18 protein-coding genes are annotated in these 20,646 nt (G+C 59.5%); 12 read left to right on the forward strand and 6 right to left on the reverse strand.

Annotated features, from left to right (window positions below; all coding sequences use genetic code 11):
* Positions 1-6 precede the first annotated feature (6 nt).
* The 8 genes from EJA70_RS05615 (at position 7) to EJA70_RS05650 (ending at position 9,438) form a co-directional block, all read left to right on the forward strand.
* Positions 7-1,467, forward strand: a complete 1,461-nt coding sequence (locus tag EJA70_RS05615; protein WP_158830090.1) for an alginate O-acetyltransferase — start codon at positions 7-9, stop codon at positions 1,465-1,467.
* 8 nt (positions 1,468-1,475) lie between these two features.
* Positions 1,476-2,600, forward strand: a complete 1,125-nt coding sequence (locus EJA70_RS05620; RefSeq protein WP_158830091.1) for a mannuronate-specific alginate lyase — start codon at positions 1,476-1,478, stop codon at positions 2,598-2,600.
* 191 nt (positions 2,601-2,791) lie between these two features.
* Positions 2,792-4,357, forward strand: coding sequence for an MBOAT family protein (locus EJA70_RS05625; RefSeq protein ID WP_008077262.1), 1,566 nt, complete (start codon positions 2,792-2,794; stop codon positions 4,355-4,357).
* Between the two features lie 10 nt (positions 4,358-4,367).
* Positions 4,368-5,543, forward strand: a complete 1,176-nt coding sequence (locus EJA70_RS05630) for an alginate O-acetyltransferase (RefSeq protein WP_158830092.1) — start codon at positions 4,368-4,370, stop codon at positions 5,541-5,543.
* A 14-nt stretch (positions 5,544-5,557) separates the two neighbouring features.
* Positions 5,558-6,214, forward strand: a complete 657-nt coding sequence (locus EJA70_RS05635) for an alginate O-acetyltransferase AlgF (RefSeq protein ID WP_105705573.1) — start codon at positions 5,558-5,560, stop codon at positions 6,212-6,214.
* A gap of 212 nt (positions 6,215-6,426) precedes the next feature.
* Complete coding sequence (locus EJA70_RS05640) at positions 6,427-7,878, forward strand: mannose-1-phosphate guanylyltransferase/mannose-6-phosphate isomerase (protein ID WP_008085232.1); 1,452 nt, start codon at positions 6,427-6,429, stop codon at positions 7,876-7,878.
* 235 nt (positions 7,879-8,113) lie between these two features.
* Positions 8,114-8,578, forward strand: coding sequence for a multidrug transporter (locus tag EJA70_RS05645; protein ID WP_158830093.1), 465 nt, complete (start codon positions 8,114-8,116; stop codon positions 8,576-8,578).
* A gap of 35 nt (positions 8,579-8,613) precedes the next feature.
* Entirely contained in the window at positions 8,614-9,438 is an 825-nt protein-coding gene (locus EJA70_RS05650; RefSeq protein ID WP_158830094.1) for an SDR family oxidoreductase, read from the forward strand.
* On the opposite strand, the gene EJA70_RS05655 is transcribed toward EJA70_RS05650, so the two are convergent.
* Positions 9,429-9,857, reverse strand: a complete 429-nt coding sequence (locus EJA70_RS05655; RefSeq protein ID WP_158830095.1) for a DUF3592 domain-containing protein — start codon at positions 9,855-9,857, stop codon at positions 9,429-9,431. The two genes, EJA70_RS05650 and EJA70_RS05655, sit on opposite strands and share 10 nt — an antisense overlap.
* A gap of 260 nt (positions 9,858-10,117) precedes the next feature.
* Here EJA70_RS05655 and EJA70_RS05660 point away from each other — a divergent pair, with 260 nt between their 5' ends.
* The gene (locus tag EJA70_RS05660) at positions 10,118-11,140 is read left to right on the forward strand and encodes a sel1 repeat family protein (RefSeq protein WP_158830096.1); all 1,023 of its coding nucleotides are present in this window, start codon (positions 10,118-10,120) and stop codon (positions 11,138-11,140) included.
* A gap of 149 nt (positions 11,141-11,289) precedes the next feature.
* Here the strand turns inward: EJA70_RS05660 and EJA70_RS05665 are convergent, their stop codons facing one another.
* Positions 11,290-12,171: a LysR family transcriptional regulator gene (locus EJA70_RS05665; RefSeq protein WP_158830097.1), complete on the reverse strand. Its 882-nt coding sequence runs from the start codon at positions 12,169-12,171 to the stop codon at positions 11,290-11,292.
* 109 nt (positions 12,172-12,280) lie between these two features.
* Between EJA70_RS05665 and EJA70_RS05670 the strand changes: the two genes are divergently transcribed.
* From EJA70_RS05670 to EJA70_RS05680, 3 genes are all read left to right on the forward strand, one after another.
* Positions 12,281-13,651 (forward strand): MFS transporter, encoded by a 1,371-nt coding sequence (locus tag EJA70_RS05670; RefSeq protein ID WP_158830098.1) that lies wholly within the window; start codon positions 12,281-12,283, stop codon positions 13,649-13,651.
* Entirely contained in the window at positions 13,648-14,046 is a 399-nt protein-coding gene (locus EJA70_RS05675) for a DUF4440 domain-containing protein (protein WP_158830099.1), read from the forward strand. The genes EJA70_RS05670 and EJA70_RS05675 overlap by 4 nt, the downstream gene beginning before the upstream one ends.
* Before the next feature lie 171 nt (positions 14,047-14,217).
* Positions 14,218-15,510 carry a hypothetical protein gene (locus EJA70_RS05680; RefSeq protein WP_158830100.1) on the forward strand — a complete coding sequence of 431 codons (1,293 nt, stop codon included), beginning with the start codon at positions 14,218-14,220 and terminating at the stop codon, positions 15,508-15,510.
* A gap of 53 nt (positions 15,511-15,563) precedes the next feature.
* On the opposite strand, the gene EJA70_RS05685 is transcribed toward EJA70_RS05680, so the two are convergent.
* From EJA70_RS05685 to EJA70_RS05700, 4 genes are all read right to left on the reverse strand, one after another.
* Entirely contained in the window at positions 15,564-16,424 is an 861-nt protein-coding gene (locus EJA70_RS05685) for an HlyD family secretion protein (RefSeq protein ID WP_158830101.1), read from the reverse strand.
* 10 nt (positions 16,425-16,434) lie between these two features.
* The gene (locus EJA70_RS05690) at positions 16,435-16,635 is read right to left on the reverse strand and encodes a DUF1656 domain-containing protein (protein WP_007914106.1); all 201 of its coding nucleotides are present in this window, start codon (positions 16,633-16,635) and stop codon (positions 16,435-16,437) included.
* Entirely contained in the window at positions 16,625-18,817 is a 2,193-nt protein-coding gene (locus EJA70_RS05695; protein WP_158830102.1) for an FUSC family protein, read from the reverse strand. Before EJA70_RS05695 ends, EJA70_RS05690 begins: the two co-directional genes overlap by 11 nt.
* 214 nt (positions 18,818-19,031) lie before the next feature.
* A complete protein-coding gene (locus EJA70_RS05700; RefSeq protein WP_158830103.1) occupies positions 19,032-20,531 on the reverse strand; it encodes an efflux transporter outer membrane subunit in 1,500 nt (499 codons plus the stop codon).
* Positions 20,532-20,646: the final 115 nt, after the last annotated feature.

Genomic DNA, 20,646 nt, shown 5'->3' on the forward strand with positions numbered 1-20,646 from the left:
AATTTTATGCACCAACACTTGATCAAATTACTCAGCCTGTCGGCCCTGACCGTGGGCATTCTCGCGGCCAGCAACGGTGCGCGCGCCGATGAAGGCACCGCCGCCACGCCGCCTAAGTTCAGCGCCGAACCGTGCTGCAACCTGTGCCCGGCGGCGCATGACGCGAAGAACTACACCACGCGTTATCAGCAGAACTTCACCACGCTGGTGCAGGCGCAAGGCGACTGGTTGTTCCGGACTCAGGAAGATTTGCGCACCGAGTTCAACACCACCCCGGCCGGCTACAAACGCCTGCAACAACTGCACGATGCGTTCAAGGCCAAAGGTGTCGAGCTGGTGATTGTTTACCAGCCAACCCGTGGCCTGGTGAACCGCAACAAGCTCAACCCGCAGGAAAAAGCCGCGTTCGATTACGAGAAAGCGCTGGGCAACTACAAGACCATGCTTGGCCGTTTCGCCAAGATGGGTTACGTGGTGCCGGACCTGTCACCGCTGACCAACGAATCGCTGCCAGACACCCTGCCCGCTCACGATTTCTATTTCCGCGGCGACCAGCACTGGACGCCATACGGTGCACAGCGCACGGCGAAAATCGTCGCCGAGAAGGTCAAGCAGATCCCGGCCTTCGCCGACGTGCCCCAGCGTGAATTCGAAACCAAACGCTCCGGACGCATGGGCAAGACCGGCACCCTGCACAACATGGCCGGGCAACTGTGCGGCACCAGTTACGCGATCCAGTACATGGATCAGTTCACCACCGAGCCTAAGGGCGAAGCGGGTGATGGCGACCTGTTCGGTGATTCCGGCAACCCGCAAATCACCCTCGTCGGTACGTCGCACAGCGGCAAGAACTACAACTTCGCCGGCTTCCTCGAAGAAGCCATCGGCGCCGACATTCTCAACGTCGCCTTCCCTGGCGGCGGTCTGGAAGGTTCGATGTTGCAGTACCTCGGTAGCGACGAATTCCAGAAGACCCCGCCGAAAATTCTCATCTGGGAATTCTCGCCGCTGTACCGCCTCGACCAGGAAACCATCTATCGCCAGATGATGTCTCTTCTCGACAACGGCTGCGAAGGCAAAGACGCACAGATGTCCGCGAGCACCACGCTCAAGCCGGGCGGCAAACAAGAACTGCTGGTCAACAGCAAGAACCTGAACCTGCAAAACAGCAGCCATCAGGTCGACATCCGCTTCGCCGACCCTTCGGTGAAAACCCTGCAAGCCACCCTCTGGTACATGAACGGTCGCCACGAGGACATCAAGATCGAGAAACCGGAAACCTCCGACACCGACGGTCGTTTCGCCTTTGAGTTGCGCACGGACGAAGACTGGGCCTCGCAAAACCTGCTGGCGGTCGAAGTCCAGGGCCCGGAAGCGGGCACCGCGCCACAAAAAGTCGAAGCGAAAATCTGCAAACGCAACGTATTCCCGGGCGCTGGGCCACAAACCGCTCAGGTCGGGCAATGAGGTCTGCTATGCGAACTCCGAAACTCAAAAATCTGTTGGCACCGACGCTGTTGAGCCTGGCGATGTTCGCCGGGGCGACTCAGGCCGCCGCGCCACTGCGTCCACCCCAGGGCTATTTCGCGCCTGTGGATAAATTCAAGACTGGCGATAACAGCGAAGGCTGCGATGCGATGCCGGCGCCGTACACCGGGCCGCTGCAATTTCGCAGCAAATACGAAGGCTCGGACAAGGCGCGTTCGACGCTGAACGTGCAGTCGGAAAAAGCCTTCCGCGACACCACCAAAGACATCACCACGCTGGAACGCGGCACCGCCAAACGGGTGATGCAGTTCATGCGCGACGGTCGTCCGGAGCAACTCGATTGCACGCTGAACTGGCTGACCGCGTGGGCCAAGGCCGATGCGTTGATGTCGAAAGACTTCAACCACACCGGCAAGTCGATGCGCAAATGGGCGTTGGGCAGCATGGCCTCTTCGTACATTCGCCTGAAATTCTCCGACTCGCATCCGCTGGCCCAACATCAGCAGGAAGCGCAGGTGATCGAGGCGTGGTTCAGCAAAATGGCCGATCAGGTGGTCAGCGACTGGGACAACCTGCCGCTGGAAAAAACCAACAACCATTCCTATTGGGCCGCCTGGTCGGTGATGGCGACCTCGGTCGCGACCAACCGCCGCGACCTGTTTGACTGGGCGGTGAAGGAATACAAGGTCGGCGCCAATCAGGTCGATGCCGATGGTTACCTGCCGAACGAACTCAAGCGCCAGCAACGCGCCCTCGCCTATCACAACTACGCCCTGCCGCCGCTGGCGATGATCGCCAGTTTCGCCCAGGTCAACGGGGTTGATTTGCGCCAGGAGAACAACGGTGCGCTGAAGCGTCTGGGTGATCGGGTGTTGTCGGGGGTGAAAGACCCGGATGAATTCGAGAAGAAGAACGGCAAAGAGCAGGACATGACCGACTTGAAAGAGGACATGAAATTCGCCTGGCTCGAACCGTTCTGCACGCTCTACACCTGTGCGCCGGATGTCATCGAGAAGAAGCGTGGCATGCAGCCGTTCAAGACTTTCCGCCTCGGCGGCGACCTGACCAAGGTCTACGACCCGTCCCATGAAAAGGGCAACAAAGGCTCGTAACACCACAACCCTGTAGGAGCTGCCGAAGGCTGCGATCTTTTGATCTGGCCTTTGAAGATCAAGATCAAAAGATCGCAGCCTTCGGCAGCTCCTACAGGGGGCATCGAATTTGAGTTGGCCCGCCGGTTTTTCGTGGGGGGTTTGGGGGGGCTTTAGCCCTTGACTGTTGGTTCAAACATGGAGAGATCGGGATGGTATTTTCATCCAACGTGTTCCTGTTTCTGTTCTTGCCGATCTTTCTCGGCTTGTACTACTTGAGCGGGCAACGCTATCGCAATTTGCTGCTGCTGATCGCCAGCTACGTGTTCTACGCCTGGTGGCGTGTGGACTTCCTCGCGCTGTTCGCCGCTGTCACGCTGTGGAACTACTGGATCGGCCTGAAAGTCGGTGCCGCCGGCGTGCGAACCAAACCGGCGCAGCGCTGGCTGTTGCTCGGTGTCGCAGTCGACCTGTGCATCCTCGGCTACTTCAAGTACGCCAACTTCGGCGTCGACAGCATCAACGCGATGATGACGTCGGTCGGTCTGTCGCCGTTCATCCTCACCCACGTGCTGCTGCCGATCGGTATCTCGTTCTACATCTTCGAGTCGATCAGCTACATCATCGACGTGTATCGCGGCGACACCCCGGCCACACGCAACCTGATCGACTTCGCCGCCTTCGTCGCGATCTTCCCGCACTTGATTGCCGGCCCGGTGTTGCGTTTCCGCGACCTCGCCGACCAGTTCAACAACCGCACGCACACCCTCGACAAGTTTTCCGAGGGCTGCACGCGGTTCATGCAGGGTTTCATCAAAAAGGTCTTCATCGCTGACACCCTCGCGGTGGTCGCTGACCATTGCTTCGCCCTGCAAAACCCGACCACCGGTGACGCCTGGCTTGGCGCACTGGCCTACACCGCGCAGCTGTATTTCGACTTCTCCGGTTACAGCGACATGGCCATCGGTCTGGGCTTGATGATGGGTTTCCGCTTCATGGAAAACTTCAAACAGCCGTACATCAGCCAGTCGATTACCGAGTTCTGGCGCCGCTGGCACATCAGCCTGTCGACCTGGCTGCGTGACTATCTGTACATCACCCTCGGCGGTAACCGTAAAGGCACGCTGATGACCTATCGCAACCTGTTCCTGACCATGCTCCTCGGTGGTCTGTGGCACGGCGCGAACATCACCTACATCGTCTGGGGCGCCTGGCACGGCATGTGGCTGGCGATTGAAAAAGCGCTGGGTCTGAACACCTCGCCACGCAGCCTCAACCCGATCCGCTGGGCGCTGACCTTCCTGCTCGTGGTCATGGGCTGGGTGATCTTCCGCGCCGAAAACCTGCACGTTGCCGGCCGTATGTACGGCGCCATGTTCAGCTTCGGTGAATGGTCGTTGTCGGAACTCAATCAGGCCAGTCTCACCGGTCTGCAAGTGGCGACTCTGGTTGTGGCGTACGTGACGCTGGCCTTCTTCGGTCTGCGTGATCTGTACACCAACCAGCCGCCGGCCAAGACCAAGCCTGAAGTCAACGTCGAGGCCAACGGCCCAGCGACGGCGACTCCGGGAATGATCAAAGCAGCGCCTGGCGAAAACCCGGCGAGCATCCATGAGCCTGGCTACACCGTCGGTGTCGAAGCCCAGGTGCAACCGGCCTACTGGAGCGCGGACTGGTCGCGCTACGTGATGCGCGGCTTGATCCTGCTGCTATTCATCGCCTCGATTCTCAAACTCTCGGCGCAAAGCTTCTCGCCGTTCCTTTACTTCCAGTTCTGAGGGATCTGACATGACCCGCTCATTACGCATCTTCTACATCGCCCTGTTCCTGGTGACCCTGTTGGTCCTCGGTGTGTGGTCGGTTCGCAGCTTCTTCGGCTTCAGCACCAATGCCGAGGCAACGGTGCTCAACGGCCGCTGGACCAAGGCTGTAGAAACGCACTACGACGATGAATTTCCGATCAAGCGTCTGGGCACCAACCTCTGGGCCGCGCTGGATTTCAAACTGTTCAACGAAGGTCGTCCGGGCGTGGTGCTCGGTCGCGATCAGTGGTTGTACAGCGATGAGGAATTCAACCCGATCGTCAACGAAGAGCTGAACCTGCAAGGCAACTACGCGCTGGTCGAAGGCGTACGCCAGACCCTGAAAGCGAAAGGCGTGAAACTGGTGATGGCGATCGTGCCGGCCAAGGTTCGTCTGTACCCGGAGCATCTGGGTGAAGTGAAACCGGCGAGCATCCACGAAAATCTCTATCAGGATTTCCACAACCGTGTAGCTGCCGACAAGATCCTCGCCCCTGACCTGCTCAAGCCGTTCCAACAGGCCAAGCAGAGCGGTCAGCAAGTGTTCCTGCGCACCGACACGCACTGGACGCCGGAAGGCGCCGAGATTGCCGCGAACACCCTGGCGAAAACTATCGCCGACAAGTTCCCGCTGAGCGGCGAGCCGCAACGCTTCGTCACCACCCCGGCGGAGAAGGTCACGCACAAGGGCGATCTGCGTCTGTTCCTGCCGCTTGATCCGCTGTTTGAAAACCTGATGCCGGCACAAGAGCCGCTGCAAAAGCGCAACACCGTCGCGGCTGGCGATCAGCCTGCCGGTGACGACGCGCTGTTCGCCAGCAATGAAGTGCCGGTGGCACTGGTCGGCACCAGCTACAGCGCCAACCCCAACTGGAACTTCGTCGGTGCGCTGAAACAAGCGCTGCACAGCGACGTGGTGAGCTACGCCGAAGACGGCCACGGCCCGATCCTGCCAATGCTCAGCTACCTGAAAAGCGATGACTTCAAGAACAGCCCGCCACAGGTGCTGATCTGGGAGTTTCCTGAACGATATCTGCCTGTGAACAACGAAATCGGCGACGCCGACCCGCAGTGGGTCGCAGAGCTTAAACAAGCCGGCGCGCGCCAACAAAACGTAGCAATCAACACTAAATCCGAGACGCCCGATCGGGCGCAAAACTGAAAGAGAGGTACACCATGACTTTCACTACTACTCCTCGTCGTCTCGCAAAACGCATTGCACTGGTTGCAGGTTTGAGCGTGCTGTCGGTTCAAGCTTTCGCCGGTGGTGACGCCGCACTTTATGGCCCGACTGCACCGAAAGGCTCGTCCTTCGTGCGTGTCTACAACGCCAGCAACGCTGAAGTCAGCGCCACCGTCGGCAGCACCAACCTGAGCGACGTTGCGCCACTGGCCAGCAGCGACTTCAGCTTCATGCCGGGCGGTGATTACAGCGCCAAAGTCGGCAGCCAGACCCTGCCGGTGAAACTCGCCGGTGACCACTACTACACCCTGGTCAACAACGCTTCCGGCGCGCCGCAACTGATCGAAGAGCCGCCGTTCAAGAACAAGCAGAAATCCCTGGTACGCGTGCAGAACCTCAGCGACAAGCCGCTGACCCTGAAGACCGCCGACGGCAAGACCGACGTGGTGCCGAACGTGGCCGCCAAGGGCCGTGGCGAACGTGAAATCAACCCGGTGAAAGTCAGCCTGGCGCTGTACGAAGGTGACAAGAAAGTCGGCGACGTAAAACCGGTCGCCCTTGAGCGCGGCGAAGCGGCGGTGCTGTACGTCACCGGCAGCGGCAGCAGCCTGTCGCCAGTCTGGGTAAAACGCCCGGTATCGACCCGCTAACAAATTTTTCCCGAACTGACCCGGTTCCCTGTGGGAGCTGGCTTGCCAGCGATGCAGACACCTCGGTTCTGCAGATACACCGAGGTGATGCCATCGCTGGCAAGCCAGGCTCCCACAGGGACCGAGGTGAGAGTTCGGGTACGAAACAAAAACAAGAGTGAAACGACACAGCGTTCGTGCCTCTAACCAATCGATTTTATGGAGTAAACAATATGATTCCGGTGATCTTGTCAGGTGGTAGCGGTTCACGTCTTTGGCCGCTTTCGCGTAAGCAGTTCCCTAAACAATTCCTCGCCCTGACCGGCGAACACACCCTGTTCCAGCAGACCCTCGAGCGCCTGGTGTTCGAAGGCATGGACACCCCGATCGTGGTCTGCAACAAGGATCACCGCTTCATCGTCAACGAGCAGTTGGCCAATCGTAAGCTGGAATGCCAGCGCATCCTGATGGAACCGTTCGGCCGCAACACCGCGCCGGCCGTGGCACTGACTGCGATGATGCTGGTCAATGAAGGTCGCGATGAACTGATGCTGGTGCTGCCGGCCGACCACGTGCTGGAAGACCAGAAAGCCCTGCAACGCGCGCTCGCCCTGGCCACCGTCGCTGCGGAAAACGGCGAAATGGTGTTGTTCGGCGTGCCGGCGACCAAACCGGAAACCGGTTACGGCTACATCAAGTCCACCGGCGATTCGCTGCTGCCCGAAGGCGTCAGCCGCGTCTCGCACTTCGTCGAGAAACCAGACGTCAAACGCGCCACCGAGTACGTTGCGTCCGGCGGTTACTACTGGAACAGCGGCATGTTCCTGTTCCGCGCCAGCCGCTTCCTCGAAGAACTGAAAAAGCACGACCCGGACATCTACGACACCTGCCTGCTGACCCTTGAGCGCAGCGAGCAGGACAACGACACCGTGACCTTCGACGAAGCCACGTTCGCCTGCTGCCCGGACAACTCCATCGACTACTCCGTCATGGAGAAAACCCAGCGCGCCTGCGTGGTGCCGCTGACCGCTGGCTGGAGCGATGTCGGTTGCTGGTCGTCGCTGTGGGAAGTCAACGAGAAAGACGCCAACGGCAACGTCACCAAAGGCGATGTGGTGATTCAGGACAGCAAGAACTGCATGATCCACGGCAACGGTAAACTGGTGTCGGTGATCGGTCTGGAAAACATTGTCGTGGTCGAAACCAAAGACGCGATGATGATCGCCCACAAAGACAAGGTTCAGGGCGTCAAGCAAATGGTCAACACGCTCAACGAGCAAGGCCGCAGCGAAACCCAGAACCACTGCGAGGTTTATCGTCCGTGGGGCTCGTACGACTCGGTGGACATGGGCGGGCGTTTCCAGGTCAAGCACATCTCGGTAAAACCGGGCGCGTGCCTGTCGCTGCAGATGCACCACCACCGCGCCGAACACTGGATCGTGGTCAGCGGCACCGCCGAAGTGACCTGCGATGAAAACGTGTTCCTGCTCTGCGAAAACCAGTCGACCTACATCCCGATCGCCTCGGTGCACCGTCTGCGCAACCCGGGCAAGATCCCGCTGGAAATCATCGAAGTTCAGTCGGGCTCGTACCTGGGTGAAGACGACATCGAACGCTTCGAAGATATCTACGGCCGCTCCACCCCGATCGAGCGTGGCGTGTCGGTGAAAACCATCGCGCAGTGATCGATCTGCAATAAGAAGCCCCCGTCCAGCCCGCTGCGTCCCCTATCCGCAGTGGGTTGGGCGGGGGCTTTTTTTTTAGAAGCGAAAGATCGCAGCCTGCGGCAGCTCCTACAGGGCAAACGCGTTCCAACTGTAGGAGCTGCCGCAGGCTGCGATCTTTTGACTTTGCCCTTCCCATCGCCAACCTCACCTACGCTTAGGTAGGATGACCCTCTCTCTCCTAGAGGTTGTACACATGTTCATCGGCATTTTGCTGGTCATCACCTGGCTGATCCTGTTGCTGCGCTATCCGGCCAAGGCGTTGCCGGTCTCGGTGGCGGCGGCGATTGGTCTGGGCCTTGTAGCCGTTTGGGTGGTGTGGCTGGACAACCGCGAGATCAAGCAATTGGCACGCCTTGAGCTGCGCATCGCCTACGCGCCCGAGCAATGCCCGGCGGATCGTCCATTGCAGTTGAAGATGAACAACGGCAATAGCGTGCCGCTGACCGAACTGCGCTGGCGCATTGCAGCGTATGCGCCGGGTGACACGGTCAACCTCGCTGACAACCAGTACACCGCTCCACGCTACCGCGGACCCGGCGAACTACAGGCCGGCGGCAGTTGGGAAGACTGTCTGCCACTGCCGCCGCTGCGCCCCGGTTATCGTCCGCAAACCCTGGAGTTTCGCGCCGAGCGCTTGCAGGGCAGCTTTTCCGACTGATCTCCTTCCCCATAATTTTGCATAAGGAATGCGCCATGCCCGTCGCGTTGATTACCGGTTGTTCCAGCGGCATCGGTCGCGCCCTCGCCGATGCGTTCAAAGCCGCCGGTTTCGAAGTCTGGGCCAGTGCGCGCAAGACCGAGGACGTGGCTGCGCTCAGCGCCGCCGGTTTCACCGCCGTGCAGCTGGATGTCAACGACGGCGCGGCGCTGGAGCAACTCGCCGAGCGAATCAATCAGCAACACGGCGGCCTCGATGTGCTGATCAACAACGCCGGTTATGGTGCCATGGGGCCGTTGCTCGACGGCGGTGTGCCGGCCATGCAGCGGCAGTTCGAAACCAATGTGTTTTCGATTGTCGGCGTGACGCGTGCGCTGTTCCCGGTGCTGCGCCGGGCCAAAGGTCTGGTGGTGAACATCGGCAGTGTCTCGGGCATTCTGGTCACTCCGTTTGCCGGTGCGTATTGCGCCTCGAAAGCGGCGGTGCATGCCTTGAGCGACGCCCTGCGCATGGAGTTGGCACCGTTCGGCGTTCGACTGATGGAGGTGCAACCGGGTGCCATTCAGTCAAGCTTCGCCAAGAATGCCGGGCACGAGGCTGAACAATTGATCAACGAGCAATCGCCGTGGTTTCCCCTGCGTGAGGGCATCCGCGCACGGGCCAAGGCCTCGCAGGACAATCCGACGCCGGCCAGCGAGTTTGCCGCGGTATTGTTGAAAGCCGTACAGCAAAACCAACCGCCTCGACTGATTCGCATCGGCAACGGCAGCCGGGCGTTGCCGCTTCTCGCGGCGTTGCTGCCCAAGGGGTTGCTGGAGAAGACGCTGATGAAGCGCTTCGGCTTGAATCGTCAGATCTGAGCCTGGGAAAACCCTAAATCCTCCCAGGCGAACTTGATCCCCAAAACACTCAACAGTGCAAAAATGATCAATGACAGAGACAATCCAAGTCCAAAGAACGTACCAGCGATGATTTCACGGGGGTTGGCAGGGTTATAGAACACACTTACCGTGTCTCCCGCTTTGGCACCGGAGAACTCATCTCTGAATTCATGAATGACCGGTGTGCCGTCCGCCGTGACAAAGGCAACCGTTCGGGTAGTGGTGTAACTATGGCCGCTGCCGACATTCGTCATCCTTGAGCTTGAGGTGCTCAAGACTTGCGCCGGAGCCTTGAGGCCCCTGATTCTCAGATCAAAAAAATCGTAGCCCTGATAAACAGCGCCGACGGTACTGAGCAGCGCCATCAATGCGAAGATAAATCCCGCGATGTACTTCATCCGCTTGCTCCTTGCAGGCTGGAAAGGGCCGGCAATATAACGATCCTGCCCTGTGCCAACAACCCGAACCGCGCCATGACGGTTGTGCAGCCAGGCGCATTCAGTAAAATGCGCGCACTTGAGACCTTCGCGGCGTTTGTGCCCGGCTCATGCAGCATGGAATCGCTGGCGTAACACTGAAGCACGGATTGCTTGACCCTCCTGCCCTCCCTTGCCCGTTCCATGCGACTTTTACTCAATCGCAGATCAGGGAATATCCATTGAAAGTTTTCAACGTGCTGCCACTGGCATTGGTTGCTTTGCTGGCAGGTTGCAGCGCTACGTCCGACCAGTCCTCGCCGAAACAGTCATCGCTCAACGACACGCTGCCCAAGCTGACCTTGCAAAGTGTGCTGCCGACGCCAACCAGCAATGAACACTGCAATGCACAAATGGACAGCGACATCCTCTTTGGTCTTGGTTTTCAACTGTACGAAGATCAGGAATGGGATTCGGCCAAAAGCTGCCTGGAACTGGCCGCGCCGAAACACACTCGCGCTTTCTGCTATCTGTCGATCATTGCCGGCCAGGACGAAAGCAAATCCGCGGAGCAACGCAGCACCGACGCCTTCAACTACATGGCCTATTCGGCAACACAGAACGACTGGTGTGCTGAATACGGTCTGTACCAGGTCTACCAATACGGCGGCGATGGCGTGAAGGCGGATCCTGCACTGGCCAGCCGTTGGCTGGAGCGTTCTTCGCTGCACGGCTACCCTGAAGCGCAAAAGGAACTGATCAGCCAGTACGAAGCCCAAGGCAACCTGGCCGCCGCTTATGCCTGGACGAAAATCCTCGCCAAGGCTGATGACACCACCGCGACCGATGCGCTGAAAGCCAAGATGAGCGCTGCGCAAATCGCCGAAGGCGACAAGCTGTTCAACGAGCTAGGCACTCAGGTCACGAGCAAGAAAGCCATGTTTGCCGAAGCCCGTGAAGAAGACGTCGGCCGCTACTCCGCCGAGATCTATAAAGACTACCCGGACACCTTCAAAGGCTTGTCGTCGACTGAGCGTTATGACTACGTGAAACAGTCCATGTACAAAGCCATTGACCTGCCGTTCACCAAAAGCCGTGGCCATGCACTGAGCTACATTGTGGTAAACCGCGCCGCTCAGCTGAAAAAACCGGACGCCAATATCGCCAATGACAAGCGCATCGTCGCCCTCATGGAAGATGACGAGTTATCGGTCAATGAAACCATCGAGCAAGCGCTGGTGGTCGTGAACAAGTACTACAAGTAAAGCTTGCGTGGCCCCACAGGCCATGTGCTGCCGTCGCGGGCAAGCCTTGCTCCTACAGGACTCGGCGTTATTCGGGATACAGGGAATAACGCACAACCGGTAGGAGCAAGGCTTGCCCGCGAAGAGGCCAGCCCCCTCACCACAAACCTTCACCCCCAACCCTTCATGAAATCAATGAACGCGCGCACCTTCAGCGGCAAATGCCGCGTGTCCGGATACAACGCATACACCCCTTGCTGAGCAAACCGGTAATCCGCCAACAAGCGCTGCAAGCGTCCGGCGTCCAGATCCTCCTGAATCAACCATTGCGGCAAAATCGCCACGCCTTGCCCGGTCAACGCAAATGCCCGCAACGTCGCCGAGTTGTCCGCGACGATGGCCGTGGTGCCCGGTTTTGGCTGGTAAAAATGCTCGGTGCCAAAGGGATCGGCCACGGTCATTTCCGGCACCCGCCCATGGCCCAATGTCGGCATTGATTCCAATACGGCCAGCGTGGCAACCGGTGCAAAACGCTCAACCAGACTCGGCGCGGCCACCGCGAATACCTCGAATGTCGACAACTGCACCGCACGCAAATTGGAGTCGTGCATGCGCCCCAGACGAATCGCCATGTCGAACCGTTCGGAGATCAGATCGGCATGGGTCGAGGACGTCGACAGGTGAATATTCAACTGCGGTTGCTGCTGACGAAACACCTCCAGCGCCGGCACCACCTGGGCCAATGCAAACTCCACCGTGGTGGTGATGCGCAACGTACCCTTGAGCTGTGAATGCTCCGAACGGGCTTCCTCGATCGCCAATCGTGCTTCGTCCAACGTACGCAAACAGCGTCGATAAAAACGCTCGCCGGCGTCGGTCAGCGCCAGTTGCCGGGTATTACGGGTGAGCAAGGTAACGCCCAATTCTTCCTCCAGCCGCTTGAGGTTGAAGCTCACCACCGCGCGCGTCTGGCCCAGCGTGTCGGCGGCAGCAGTCAACGAACCGGCCTCAACCACCGCTTTGAATGTGTCGAAACGGTCGAGACTGACCATGTTCACGGCACTCCTTGTCAAAATAATTTTGACAAACTAGCAGGCAAACCAGCGTTTTCCTATGGCCTGAAGCGCCCTACCCTGCACGCCTCATCACAGGGAAGCTGCCATGGCTTATCGCTCAAAAGTCGCGCTGGTGTATTTGTTGGGGTTCGCCCTCGACTTGCTGAACATGTTTGTCGCCAGCATTGCCTACCCCGACATCGCCCAACAACTGCACGCCTCGGTGACCGAACTGGCGTGGATCACCAACGCCTACATGCTCGGCCTGACGCTGATCATTCCCCTGAGCGTGTGGCTGGCGGCGCGGGTTGGTGAACGACGGCTGATTCTCGCCTCGCTGCTGTTGTTCGCGATTGGCTCGGCACTGGTGGCGCAGGCGGGATCGATTGAAAGTTTGATTGGCTGGCGTCTGCTGCAAGGGCTCGGTGGCGGGCTGTTGCTGCCAGTGGGTCAAGCGCTGGCCTATCGAGAGTTTCCGCCGACGCAGCGCGCGCATTTCACCGGTGTGGTGTTGCTGGTGGCGCTGATGGTGCCTGCATTGTCGCCAGCGGCGGGTGGATTGATCGTCCAAGCGTTGTCGTGGCGGTGGATTTTCTACCTGAATTTGCCGGTGACGCTGCTCGCTTTCGGGCTTGGCCTGCTGTGGCTGAAACCTGATCAGCCCGCTGGCCAACGTCCGACTCTGGATGCCCGCGGCCTGCTGCTGGCGGCGTCGGCCCTGAGCCTGTTGTTGATCGCCGTCAGCCTGGTGAGCGAAGCCGATAGCCGAACCCTCGGTGTCCTCGTCCTGCTGCTCAGCCTGCTCACCCTGTGCCTTTACCTGCGCGACGGCTGGCGCAAGCCTGCCGCGATCCTCGACCTGCAACTGATCAGGAATCCGTCGTTACGTTTGGCGATGTTGATTTATTTGTGCGTTCCCGGCGTGTTCACCGGTACGCACATGATTGCCGTGCTGTACCTGCACAACCTCGGCGTCGGCGCCGCACAAACCGGTGCATTGATGCTGCCGTGGGCGGCGGGTTCGGGCGTGGCGATCATGCTCGGCAAACGCAGTTTCAACCGCCTCGGCCCCAAACCGTTGCTGAGCGCCGGCATGCTCCTGCAGTGTCTCGGCATCATTTTACTGATGCGCATCGAACAACCCGCCAGCACCGCGCTGATCATCGCCTACGCCCTGATGGGGCTGGGCGGCAGCCTGTGCAGCGTCACTGCACAGACCTTGGCCTTTGTCGGCATCGCGCCTGAAAAAATGGGCCACTCCAGCGCGCTGTGGAACATCAATCGGCAGCTCGGATTTTGTCTCGGCGCGGCGCTGCTCAGCTCTTTGCTGGGTGCTTCGGGCGGTGAAGGTTTCCGCTACTGCTTCCTGGCCGCCGCGCTGCTGACGTTAATGCCCATGATCAGCGTGCTTCGGTTCGACTCGACGGCAGTGCTCGCGCTGCTGACTTCACCTCCCCTCAAGGAAAAATCTACATGAATGACGACAGCGAATATTTTGAAGAAGTGATTCAGGCACACGAAGCCATCGAGCGATGGTTTGCCCTGGAGGAAGACGACGCAGCGCTGGAGAGATTACTGAACAGGTTTTCAGCCGAATTCTCCATGGTTTCGCCATTGGGCCGGGTGTTGAATTTCGAGGCCTTGAGCGCGTTGTTTCGGATGGCTGGAGGGAAAAAACCCGGGTTCAGGATTGAGCTCAGTGAACTGCGCGCGATTGCGCTGCACGAACGCGGGGCGACGGTGAGTTACCGAGAGCAGCAAACCGATGCAAGCGGGTCGTATACGGATCGGCGCTCGACGGTGGTTTTTGAAAAACACTCATCCGGGCGAGTGATCTGGCGACACTTGCAGGAGACGTTCTGCCAACGCTGAAGTCGTCGGTCGCTACCTGTTACTTCTGACAGTAGACGTATCGAAAACATCGGCCGTAGTCTTTCAGAACAAGCACCCACAGTTTCCTGCGCGGTATCGAGTGGATGGTGTCGTGAATGCCTTGTACCCCACGTTGAAAACACCACATCAATCGACAACGGCGGACAACTGATGACGCTTTCACATCCCAAGGCGAACCGGTCACCCGGCACGCCAGATCCAGCATTCGGCGATGAAGACAGCATTGCCTACCTGAGTAAATTACTGGATGACGATCCAGCATTCCAAGTGCTATCCCTGTTCATGGGACTCAGTAGTGATCTACAAGGCAAGACGATCTTCAGTGCCTACGTGCATCACGAAGAACAGTACAAATATGTCATTGGACGCACCGACAGCGACGGCACTCTCGATCGGACGTTCGCCAACAATGGCATTTTATTGGGAAGCTTCAATTCCGGGGCGGCGTGTTCCGGCGGCAAGTTGGTGGTGCAGCAAAGCGAACCTGGACTTATCTACATGCAAGGCTGGACGGAAGGCCCTTCAGGTTGGGCTGATCTGGCGATTACGTGCGTCGATAAGCACGGTCAACCCAACCCCTCCTTTGGCAACAACGGCAGCGTTGTCATCGCAACGCCCGTGCACGAGGAACTGCTGACAGACTCCTGTACCTTGCAGATTCAGCCAGATGGCAAGCTGTTGGTCACCGCCAACTACTTACTGCGCCACAATGAGTTGCAGCTGACAACGGGCGTGGTTTTTCGTCTTCTATCAAATGGAGAACCTGACACGGGGTTCAATGGCAATGGTCGCTGGGAACTGAAAATACCTGATCCCCATGCCGCGACGGCCATCAATGGCTGCCTTTCTCAGGGTGGCAATGTGGTCATTGCAGGCCATGTCCGAACCCAGCCTGCGTACAACGTCGCGACGCTGGTACGGCTGGACAACAAAGGCGAGGTTGACAAGAGTTTTGGCGATTCGTCAGGCTTTTATTTCGTATATCTGCCCGATCATGGCTCAGTGTTCAATACCGTAATCGAAAGAGCCGACCATAGTTTGATCGCTGCGGGCGAAGCCTTTACCCGAGGAGCTCCTCACCAGTTGGGCCTGCTGGTTGCGCTGACGCCCAATGGCAGCCCCCATCTCATGTTCAACCAGGGCAAACCGCTGCTGACCCAGTTCGATGCTGATCGTGATAACGACTGGAGCTGTGCACTGGCACAACCCGATAATAAAATTGTGGTTGCTGCTGCTTTTTGGTGGCCACTGCTTGCCCGGTTCAATGTGGACGGGAGCCTGGACACCACGTTCAACAGCACCGGCTACACCCCTGCGGACTTCACAATAAAAAGCGCGCCGGTTCAACTGGTCTCCCGTCAGGACGGGCGAATCATCGTCAGCGCCAACATCACCGGGGTTAACCCCGAAGGCATCGGTGTCATGAAATGTTTCCTCAGCTAAACCCGCCGCACCGTTGAGCCCCCCGCCTATTAAAGGTGAGGGAACTCAGAGAATTACTCCACTCCCTGATTTACCACCACCGTACAGGTAATCCCCGCTGCCAACAGAACCCCCTCCGGCACTTCATCAATGTGAATCCGCACTGGCACGCGCTGCGCCAACCGCACCCAGTTAAACGTCGGATTCACATCCGCAATCAACTCGCGGCTTTCCGGGTTGTCGCGGTCGTAGATGCCACGGGAAATACTTTCCACGTGGCCCTTGAGCACTTCGCCGCTCATCAACTGCATATCGGCCTTGTCGCCGACTTTCACGTGGGGCAGTTTGGTCTCTTCGAAGAAGCCGTAAACCCAGAACGAGTTCATGTCGACCACGGCCATCTTCGCCTCGCCGATGCGCGCGTAGTCGCCGCGATGCACGTTGAGGTTGGTCACGTAACCGTCGACCGCCGCGCGCACTTCGGTGCGTTTGAGGTTGAGTTCGGCAGCTTCCAGTTGCGCCTGCGCGTGTTGGTAATCGGCCAGAGCGGCGTCGGCGATGTTGCTGGCGTCGTCGCGGTTTTCCTTGGAAATGACCAGGTTGTCGAGGTCGGCGCGGCGGTGGGCGTTGACCTTGCGCATCTCCCACGTCGACTTGCGCGAAGCGACCAGCGATTGTGCTTGTTTGACCGCGATGCGGTAGTGCTCGGGGTCGATCTGCATGAGCAAATCGCCCTTTTTCACCAGTTGGTTGTCGCGCACCGGCACGTCGATAACCTCGCCGGTAACGTCGGCGGCAACGTTGATAATGTCGGCGCGCACGCGGCCGTCGCGGGTCCACGGCGTGTTCATGTAGTGCTCCCACAACGTGCGGCCGATCCACAGCGCCAGGGCCAGCACCAGCAGGGTCGCGAGCAGGCTGAAAAACTTTTTCATGGGGACGTTCTCAACGGTAGACAGTCAGCGCCATGGCGCCGAACAGACAGGTAAACAGACTCAGGCGCAGCAGCGCCGGGTGCCAGAAAAAACGGTACAAATCGAAGCCGGACAAGAACCGGTCCACCGCCCAGGCCAGTGCCGCTGCGATGAAAAACATCAAGGTCATGGTCGGCATGTACACGCCGTGGAAGGCGATTTCACGAGGCATGGGCAAGTCCTTCGGGCTTGGCGATGGCGTAGGCAGCGAGCGGTGATTGCGGGTCGAGCAGCGAGGTGCGGATGAAGTGCAAATAGCTCTTCACCCGGCGCAATGCGGAGGTATCGAAATGCGGCGCGAACGGCTCATCGGTCGCCGCGACTCGACTGATTGCGTGATCGACAGCGACCAGTGCGCGTTCGAGATTACTGGTGTTCGGTTGCAGAAACAGTCGCACCAACGCGCGGCCCATCACGCGGATTGACTGCCGCCACGGCTGCGATTCGGCATAGGCCGGGTGCACCGGCAGGATCGCCTGTTCCTTGCGTAACTCGATGATCGCGTGGCCGACTTCGAGCACCACGAACATCCAGCGCAGCAGATTCTTTTGCACCTTAGGTTCCCCGGCCGCGAGACCGTAGGCCTGATGCAGCAAATCGCGGGTGCGGCTCTCGAAACTCGAGGCCAGACCTTTGAGTTTGCCGCTGATGGCGTAAACCACTTGGCCGCGCAGATCCTGCTCCAGTCGCTTCCATAACCAGCGACTGTTCGGCGGCAGAATAATCGCCCCCGCAGCGGCACAGACCAACATGCCCATGACCATGGCGATGTAGTCGTTGATGAAGGTGTAGGGGTTGTAGATCGTCAGGTTGTCCGGCACCGAACCGGTGCTGAAGAAGATCAGCAGACCGAGGCCGACACCGGCGTATTGCGGCCGCGATGTGAGAAACGAGCCGAGCACGATCACCGGCGCGAGCATCACGCACAGCAGCGGGAAACCGTCGATCCACGGGAAGATGAAAAACATCTCGACGAAGCCGATCAGGGCACCGAGGAAGGTGCCGCAGGCCATCTGGAAAGCCATGCGTTTCGGGTTAGGTGTGGCAGCTGAAAGGCCCACGGTGGCGGCGGCGATCAGGGTCATCGTCGCGCCGCTTGGCCACGCGGTGGCGACCCAGTAGCTGCCGAGCACCACCAGAATGAACGAGGCGCGAATGCCCGAAGCCGCTGCCGCCCACCAGTTGGTTTGCGGGGTGAACGGCTCGTCCCAGCGCTCGCGTTCGTGGCGGTGATCGGCCAAGGAAGCGTGGGTCTGTGCATAACTGTGCAGGTCGTCGACGAAGCGATAAAGCAGCTCGTACGCGGTGTGGAAATCCAGTTGTTCGGCTTCGCTCGGATCTGTGTCCTGAAAGACCCCGCGCAGGGTTCGCACACGTACCGGCAACCCTTCTTTGTAGGTCGCCAGCGCAGTTGCCAAACGAGCGGCATCGGGACTGGTGAGGGCGCGGCCGCTGAAGCCGTCGAGCACTTCGGCGAGATCCTGCAGGCCCGGTCTGATCGCCGCGACCACGTGTTCTTCGCCATTGACGCGCAGGCGTTCGAGCAATTGATGGAGGGCGTTGAAGCGTGTGGTGATGCCCATGAATTCGCTGTTCAAACGGCTCAGGCGACCGTTGCGTCGGCGCATGTGCGGGTCTTCGAAAACCGTCACGCTGCGCAAACCTTCGAGGCCAACGGCTTCGGCGATGAAGCGCACGTTGCTCGCCTCGAAAGACTCGGCTTTGCTGCGTCCGCGCAGGCCATCGGTGACGAACAGCGCGAACACGCCGAAACGCTGATACAAGGCGTTGCGCATGGCGGCGCTGGCGGTTTGCGGCAGGATCGCGGCGCTGATCACGGTCGCGCAAAGAATCCCCAGCGAGATCTCCAGCACTCGCCACACGGCCGCCATGAACGCGCCATCCGGGTGCGCCAGCGCCGGCAAACCGACCATCGCGGCGGTGTAACCGGCGAGGACGAAACCGTAGGCGCGGAAGTTGCGGCAACGCGCGGCGCCGGCCGAGCAGATGCCGACCCAGATCGCCAGTGAGCCGAGAAACAGTTCGGTGTTTTGCGCGAACAAGGCGATCAGCGTGACCATCATCGCCGACCCGGCGAGGGTGCCGAGGAAGCGATAGAAACTCTTGGCAAACACCTGGCCGCTCTGCGGCTGCATGACGATGAACACGGTGATCATCGCGGTGCGCGGTTGCGGCAGTTCCAGGCGCATGGCCAGCCACAGCGTGAGGAATGCGGCGAGCAACACCTTGAAGATGTAGACCCAGGTCACGCCATCGCTGCGCGCCCAGTCGAAAAATCCACGGCGCCATTCCAGGGAGTAGAGCCAGCGCAGCGGTGCGGGCAACGGAGTCATTAAATCCTGCTCAATGATCGAGAATTGAAGAATTTTCTGTGGTCACTGCAAAACCTGTGGTGAGGGGATTTATCCCCGACCGGCGGCGCAGCCGTCGTAAAACCGGTGAGTGCGGTGATCCTGAAAAAATGGGGTGGATGGTTTTGGGGCTGCTTCGCAGCCCATCGGGGATAAATCCCCTCGCCACAAGTAGTCACTAGGCCAAGGTTTGGGTTCACCGCAGCAGTGCCGGGGTTTTCGGGGCATGAGTTTTCTCGGCCGTCGGTACGTCGTTGCCGGCCCCGAGGCCACCACCCAGCGCGGTCACCAGTTCGGCATGCGCACTGAGACGTGCGGCCTGCACTTGCTGCTGCACTTGCTGTTGCTTGAACAGCAACGTCTGCGCATTGAGCACGTTGAGGTAATCGGTGAGCCCACGCTGATAGGCGATCATCGCGATGTCGTAGGTTTTCTGCGCCGTGGCTACAGACTCGGCGGCAAAACCTTGCTGCTTGTCCATCGACTCGCGGCGGATCAGCTGGTCGGAAATGTTCTTCAGCGCATTCACCAGCGTCTGGTTGTAATGCGCCACGGCGATGTCGTAACCGGCGGAGGCTTCACCGAGTTCGGCACGCAAGCGCCCACCGTCAAAGATCGGCAACGAGATCGCCGGGCCGACGTTGTAGTTGAGTTTTTTGCCGGTTAAAAACTCCAGCGCGCCGCCACCCGTGGCCATGTAACCGAGGCTGCCGACCAGATCGACATTGGGATAAAACCCGGCATGCGCCACGTCGATCCCGCGTGCCTGCGCCGCGACCTGCCAGCGACTGGCGACCACATCCGGCCGCTGACCGAGCAGCTCGGCCGGCAATGCCGACGGCAATTTCAGTGCGGCGCCGAGGGACAAGGTCGGGCGCTGCAACTGCGCGCCTTCGCCCGGGCCTTTACCCGCCAGCGCGGCAAGTTGATTGCGGCTGAGGGCAATCTCTTCATCCAGCGCATCGATTTGTCGATGGGTTTCCGGCAACGGCGTTTCGGCCTGACTGACTTCGAAATGCGTGCCGATCCCGCCGTTCAAACGCTTCTGCGCCAGATCGAGAATCTGTTGTTGCTGCTTGAGCGTCGCCGCGACGATGTCGCGCTGGGCGTAATGCAGCGACAGTTCGATGTAGGCGCGGACGATGTTGTTCTGCAATTCCAGCTGCGCCAATCGCGCTTCGGCCGCGCTCATGTGCGCCAGATCCACCGCGCGCTCGCTGCTATTGCTTTCGCGGCCCCAGAGGTCGAGGGCGTAGCTGAAACCCAGCGCAGCGTTGTTGTCCCACGTCGTGGTGTTGGCCAGATCACCCGGGCCATAGAACTGATCGGTCGGCCAGTTGTGGCGTTTGAGCGTCGATTCGCCATTGACCTGCAACGACTCGGCCGCCTCGGCGACACCGGCCATGGCTTTCGCCTGACGCACTCGCGCGGCAGCCATGGCCATGCTCGGGCTGCCTTGCACGGCGAGGTCGATCCAGCGGTTGAGTTGCGGGTCGCCGTAGGCTTGCCACCATTGCGCGGTGGGCCAGTTGGCGTCACGGGCAGCGTGGGCGATGGCGTCGTCGGTGGCCAGTGAATTGGCTTCCAACGCCTTGCCCTGCGGGACAATTCCGTCAGTTGAGATGCAGCCGCTGAGACCCAGGGTAAAAGCCAGAACACTGAGCGGCAAAAGCGCTCTGTTGATGCGACGCGGCACAGCTGCGAATTCCTGAGAAGAGGATAAGGCGGGGCGTGTTCTCTGTAGGAGCTGCCGCAGGCTGCGATCTTTTGATCTTGATTCCCTTAAACCAAAATCAAAAGATCGCAGCCTG

It is taken from the genome of Pseudomonas sp. PB103 (assembly GCF_009764635.1).
Classification (GTDB): Bacteria; Pseudomonadota; Gammaproteobacteria; order Pseudomonadales; family Pseudomonadaceae; genus Aquipseudomonas.

Coding starts and splice junctions, on each gene's coding strand:
- EJA70_RS05615 (WP_158830090.1), top strand. CDS start 7: ATGCACCAACACTTGATCAAATTACTCAGCCTGTCGGCCCTGACCGTG.
- EJA70_RS05620 (WP_158830091.1), top strand. CDS start 1,476: ATGCGAACTCCGAAACTCAAAAATCTGTTGGCACCGACGCTGTTGAGC.
- EJA70_RS05625 (WP_008077262.1), top strand. CDS start 2,792: ATGGTATTTTCATCCAACGTGTTCCTGTTTCTGTTCTTGCCGATCTTT.
- EJA70_RS05630 (WP_158830092.1), top strand. CDS start 4,368: ATGACCCGCTCATTACGCATCTTCTACATCGCCCTGTTCCTGGTGACC.
- EJA70_RS05635 (WP_105705573.1), top strand. CDS start 5,558: ATGACTTTCACTACTACTCCTCGTCGTCTCGCAAAACGCATTGCACTG.
- EJA70_RS05640 (WP_008085232.1), top strand. CDS start 6,427: ATGATTCCGGTGATCTTGTCAGGTGGTAGCGGTTCACGTCTTTGGCCG.
- EJA70_RS05645 (WP_158830093.1), top strand. CDS start 8,114: ATGTTCATCGGCATTTTGCTGGTCATCACCTGGCTGATCCTGTTGCTG.
- EJA70_RS05650 (WP_158830094.1), top strand. CDS start 8,614: ATGCCCGTCGCGTTGATTACCGGTTGTTCCAGCGGCATCGGTCGCGCC.
- EJA70_RS05655 (WP_158830095.1), bottom strand. CDS start 9,857: ATGAAGTACATCGCGGGATTTATCTTCGCATTGATGGCGCTGCTCAGT.
- EJA70_RS05665 (WP_158830097.1), bottom strand. CDS start 12,171: ATGGTCAGTCTCGACCGTTTCGACACATTCAAAGCGGTGGTTGAGGCC.
- EJA70_RS05670 (WP_158830098.1), top strand. CDS start 12,281: ATGGCTTATCGCTCAAAAGTCGCGCTGGTGTATTTGTTGGGGTTCGCC.
- EJA70_RS05675 (WP_158830099.1), top strand. CDS start 13,648: ATGAATGACGACAGCGAATATTTTGAAGAAGTGATTCAGGCACACGAA.
- EJA70_RS05680 (WP_158830100.1), top strand. CDS start 14,218: ATGACGCTTTCACATCCCAAGGCGAACCGGTCACCCGGCACGCCAGAT.
- EJA70_RS05685 (WP_158830101.1), bottom strand. CDS start 16,424: ATGAAAAAGTTTTTCAGCCTGCTCGCGACCCTGCTGGTGCTGGCCCTG.
- EJA70_RS05690 (WP_007914106.1), bottom strand. CDS start 16,635: ATGCCTCGTGAAATCGCCTTCCACGGCGTGTACATGCCGACCATGACC.
- EJA70_RS05695 (WP_158830102.1), bottom strand. CDS start 18,817: ATGACTCCGTTGCCCGCACCGCTGCGCTGGCTCTACTCCCTGGAATGG.